The 4445-nt window shown below is 41.8% G+C and carries 4 protein-coding genes; 1 reads left to right on the forward strand and 3 read right to left on the reverse strand.

What is annotated here, in order from left to right; all coding sequences use genetic code 11:
• The first annotated feature begins 515 nt into the window (after positions 1 to 515).
• A complete protein-coding gene (locus GNF10_RS35450; protein WP_221643724.1) occupies positions 516 to 1151 on the forward strand; it encodes a hypothetical protein in 636 nt (211 codons plus the stop codon).
• An 85-nt stretch (positions 1152 to 1236) separates the two neighbouring features.
• Here GNF10_RS35450 and GNF10_RS35455 read toward each other — a convergent pair whose 3' ends face one another.
• From GNF10_RS35455 to pgmB, 3 genes are all read right to left on the reverse strand, one after another.
• On the reverse strand, positions 1237 to 1674 hold the full coding sequence (locus GNF10_RS35455; RefSeq protein WP_012411254.1) for an Rrf2 family transcriptional regulator: 438 nt from the start codon (positions 1672 to 1674) through the stop codon (positions 1237 to 1239).
• A 353-nt stretch (positions 1675 to 2027) separates the two neighbouring features.
• Entirely contained in the window at positions 2028 to 3377 is a 1350-nt protein-coding gene (locus GNF10_RS35460; RefSeq protein WP_185581403.1) for an ATP-binding protein, read from the reverse strand.
• A gap of 319 nt (positions 3378 to 3696) precedes the next feature.
• The coding region (pgmB, locus tag GNF10_RS35465; RefSeq protein WP_260446382.1) for a beta-phosphoglucomutase at positions 3697 to 4445 on the reverse strand (749 nt) is incomplete at its 5' end.

The following is a 4445-nucleotide window of genomic DNA, read 5'->3' on the forward strand; positions in this document are numbered from 1 at the left end:
TGCCTTGCACTTTTGTTCGATTTATAGACTTCAATCACTATTTATACAAGGGTTTCAGTCTTAACCAGCAAGCCCTAACTAGACAATTGAGATAGCAAATTTTTCAAAACTATCTTGCTTGAGGTGTGGTTCAACTGAACTAGTTACTCAAAATTTTCTTCTTTCGATTATATTTTTTGTAAAAAATATTTTATATTATGCCAGTCTAATTACTTACTAAACCCACGAAAGGCAACTTTGCCAAAGCTATACTTTGTCTGTATATGAATAGCAGATTAGAGGCTCTGACCTAGTGATACATTTAGCCAGAGCCTCAATGAATACATTCCCATACGGTGTATGGGAACGAGCAAAGCCTCATCAAGCTAGATTTTTATTACTTGTGTAGACACCGTAGGCTAAAAAAAGGCTAAATATGGTCAAAGCAGAAATGACTCTCAATTCAAGATAAAGGTTCAACTACCTCGCCCTGAAAGAGACGAGGATTGACCAAACCAATTTGGACAACATAAGCGTTGAATAGCCCAAATTACGACTATGAATACGTTCGAGCAGACGTAGACCTAACCAGTGGGCGCAAAAAAGCTCGCAAGGGCATTGGCTTCTCTGCTGTGATGGTTGGGCAAAAGTGGATGTTACAACAGTTGGAGCAATTTGCACCAGTCATTAAAATCGAAGGCTATCAAACATCTAACACTCGTAAATATCTTGGATTAGAAAAGAACAGAATAGACAAATCTACGCCTGAATTCAATACTCATGCAGTTGATGGTGTGGTAATCGCAGCCAGTGCTTTTGTGGAGTATCGGCAATATCATGCAGTACGGGAAGATGGGGCGAACTGGTTTGGCAGTGTCATTATTACACCTGCTATTTTCAAAGTAATTCGTCGTCCTCCTTACTCCCGTCGGCAATTACATTTAATGGTTCCTGCTAAGGGTGGGGTTCGTCGTAAGTATGGCGGATCTACAACTCGTCATGGATTCCGTAAAGGGGATCTGGTTAACTCCCCCAAAGGGGTTGGCTATGTGTCAGGTGACACGGAAAAACAGATATCTGTCAGCGATGCTAATTGGAAACGATTAGGGCAGATATCGTTTAGCAAAATTCAACTAATCCGACGTTCAACGGGATTAGTTATTGCTTACTAGATTTATGTAAAGCCGCCCTCCACTTCGTTAAAGGGCGGGGTTTCAGACCCAAATTTCTGATGAAAATTTTCCCACTTCACCCTTTCTAAATGTAATACATGAGTTCCTTCTGCTTTCTTAGCGATCTTCGCTCACAAAGGTCTTGGAGTGTATATTTTTCTAAAACGGAGTTAGCAGCTTGACGTGCTTCCTGCCAGACTTCTTGAATTAGCTCACCTTCTACCGTGTTGGGAGTCGGCTCAGAATCAGATACAACAATATCTGACCCTTCCATGCAGCTAAAAGCATCTAACACTGTAATCTTTCCAGGATCTCGTGCTAAAACATAGCCACCTTTGGCTCCGCGTATACTCTTAATTAAACCTCCACGTCTTAATGTTGCCAGAAGTTGTTCCAAATAGCGGTTTGGTATATCTTGTAAGACCGCTATTTCTCGAATTTGCAGCGCTTCACCCTTAGGGTAGCAGGTTGCTAACTCTAACAGGGCTAGAAGTGCGTATTCTGATTTGTTAGAGATTACCACAGGCGTAATATTTGAAACTCACACTTAAATATACAAAGTCCTTGAGTTTGTTTCCCTAAGCTATTGTTAAGAAAAACTTTACAATCAACTAATTGTTGACCGGCTAACTTTACTTTAAATACCTTTTAGTATAGAAGCAATTACTTTTGGTTTTGAATTCGATAAATAAAAGTGATTGATTATTGTACGGTCTTCCTCGGTTGAAAGTGACTTAAAAGCTTAGTATATCTAGCTTGAAACCCAATGTTGTCAGAGTTTGTTAGTCTGGAATTGGGGGTCTATGCATCCATTGGAAGGCAAGAGCATTCAATCGCAAACCAATAAGAAATAAAAAGAAGCATTAGTGCAAGCGACTATACATACAAATTTCTCGAAAATGGCAGGATGACTGTAAAGGTAGTTCCTGCATCGATCGCACTTTCGACAATAATCTCGCCGCCATGTAAATCTACAGCCTGCTTGACGATGGACATCCCTAATCCCATTCCTGGGATATTGCCTGTATTACTGGCGCGATGGAAAGGTTCAAATATGTGTTCAATGTCAGCAGGAGGAATGCCAATACCAGAGTCTTGAGTCTGGAATATAGCTCGCTCGTTGGCAGTGGTTACAGAAAACTTAACTGTGCTACCAATGGGAGAGTATTTTAGACAATTCGAGAATAAATTAGTCAAGATTTGTCGCAGTAGTTTAGCGTCTAGGTTAGCTGAGGTACATTGGCACTCACTGCTAAAAACGATCGCATGTTGGGAGCGATCGCTCTGTTCTAATTCTTCTAATAAATCGCGGCAAAATTCCACCAAATTTAGGGGTGTTGGATTAAATTCTAACTTGCCTGTTTCATCCTGATTCAGCACCAATAAATCATTCAGCAATTGGGTTATGTGCATAACAGATGTTTGAATGCGACGTAGGTGAATCTGTTGGCGCTCGTCGCTCCATAGATGGCGATAATGTTCTAGTAGTTCTGCCGAAGAGTAGATGGTAGCCAAAGGGTTGCGAAACTCATGAGAGGCGGTGGTTAGCAACCGGGATGTAAGTTCACTAAACTCTCTTTCTTTGGCAAGTGCTTGTCGCATCGCCTCTTCTGCCCATTGCAGCTTGGCTTGAATGCGCTTGCTTTCGCTAATATCGCGCACTAGCCAACGCAGACCAACTAAGTTACCTTGTTGATTACGGATAGCAGCCACCTTCATCGCAGCAACAATGGGTGTTTTGTTACGTGGCCGCATATTTGCTTCCCACTCTTGCATTTTCCAGTCTGGAATTTCGGCGCGATCGCTCAGATGAGTCACTTTCAAATGAAAAGCAATCAGTTCTTTCTCAAGCACAAAAATTCCTAAAGGTTTACCCAACAGGAAATTCTTTGAGATGTTCAACATATTCTGGGCGGCAGAATTAGCTTCCTGAATTACTCCTGTTGGATCAGTTACCAAATAGGCATCTGGTACTTCCTCAAACAATTCTTGGTAGCGTTGACCTTGTGCTATTAAAGACTGTTGGGCGTTAAATAATTCTTCATTCTGTTGCTGTAAGTCTTCATTAGCTATTTGCATTTCTTCTAAAGCTAGGTAGAGTTCCTTGAATACATCTGTGATGACTTCAATATCTTCCTGTGCTTTTTGCTGTTCACTCTGGCGTTGCAAAAGGGCGACGCGCTTACGCATAAGCTCTATCTGTAAGGCTAAATCGTCCAAATTCACGCTCTTACTCCTAATTTTGGATATCTAAAATTTAGTTTTACTTTAGATTCTCTACTTGGACGATCTTAGCTTTTGCTGTTCAACAGTTATTAAATATATCCAAAAATGAAATCGAAAAAACCTAATCCCCTAACACCCTTTTCAACGTTGGGAAGGGGGAAATTCAAAGTCTCTCTGATTTTAGGAGAAGTTTTCCAGATACCGTGAAAAGTCAGATCCGTAAACCTTGTAAAGACGCAGCATTGCTACGTCTCTACATTTTTTTAGTTATCAGTTTCATCGCTTGAGTTTAATTTTGATGCCATTGGTTTAATAAATTTTATTTGGAAGTCCCTGAATGTTTTTGTCTAGCAATGTCACTCAATTTGGCTCTTAAATCTGCCCATTTGATACCTTCTAGGCTGGGTAAGACAACATGAGCGGCTCCAACTCGTTCAACAGGGCCAAGTCCTACTGCCCACATCCCAGCAGCTAGAGCCGCTTCAATACCTGCTGCGGCATCTTCTACAACTACAGATTGCGCTGGTTCAAGTCCTAGCTGCTTGGCTGCGTACAAAAATAGATCGGGTGCTGGTTTGGGTTGCTGTACACTATAACCGTCTGCGATCGCATCTACTTTATCAGCAATGCCCAATCGCTCGATTACTGTACGGGCATTTTTGCTGGCTGAACCAATGCCGATTTTAATCCCTGCTTGTCGCAGTTCATCCAAGAAGGCGATCGCACCTGGTAACAAATCCTTGGATGTCATATTTTGAATCAATTCCACATAGTAGCGATTCTTCCGCTCCATCATCTCTTGGATTTGTGCTTCCGAATATGGTCTATCCCTAATAATCAGCATCAGGGAAGCACGACGAGATACACCCCGCAGCGCTTCGTTATCCTGCCGATTAAACGGTATACCCTCTTCATCTGCTAACTTCTTCCAACCTAGATAATGAAGTTCTGCTGTATCTGTCAGCACACCATCTAAATCGAAAATGAATCCTTGGATGTTGGGGGACTGGGAATTCGGGATTGGGGAAGATGAGACAGATAAAGAAGAATCACTCCTGCCCCCTGCCC

The sequence above is a fragment of the Nostoc sp. UCD121 genome (assembly GCF_014222285.1).
Classification (GTDB): Bacteria; Cyanobacteriota; Cyanobacteriia; order Cyanobacteriales; family Nostocaceae; genus Nostoc.